General features: G+C 33.3%; 1 protein-coding gene. It reads left to right on the top strand.

The features are described 5' to 3' along the window. Positions 1–360 (top strand): molybdopterin-dependent oxidoreductase (locus AVBRAN12654_RS09455; RefSeq protein ID WP_336614402.1); only part of this gene is annotated, 360 nt, incomplete at both ends.

Raw genomic sequence — 360 nt, 5'->3', positions numbered from 1 at the left:
CAAGTATTTATTAATCCTACAACCGATGTTGCCTTAGTAGAAGCAATGTGTTATCATCTAATTAAAAACAATCTTCACGATGAAAAATTCCTTAAAAAATACACGGTAGGATTTGCTAAATTAAAAGAAAGATTATTTGATGAGAATAATCCAAAAACTCCTGAATTAGCAGAAAAAATCACAGGTATAAAAGCAGAAAAAATAAAAGAATTAGCAGAACTTATGGCTAAAAATAGAACTATGATTATGGCAGGTTGGGGTTTTCAAAGAGCTCATCACGGAGAGCAAGCTCACTGGGCTATGATAACTCTTGCATCTGTTTTAGGACAAATTGGACTTGATGGTGGTGGATATGGGTTT

The organism is Campylobacter sp. RM12654 (genome assembly GCF_020137585.1).
Taxonomy (GTDB): domain Bacteria; phylum Campylobacterota; class Campylobacteria; order Campylobacterales; family Campylobacteraceae; genus Campylobacter_E.
This window is presented reverse-complemented; position numbering and strand designations above follow the sequence as displayed.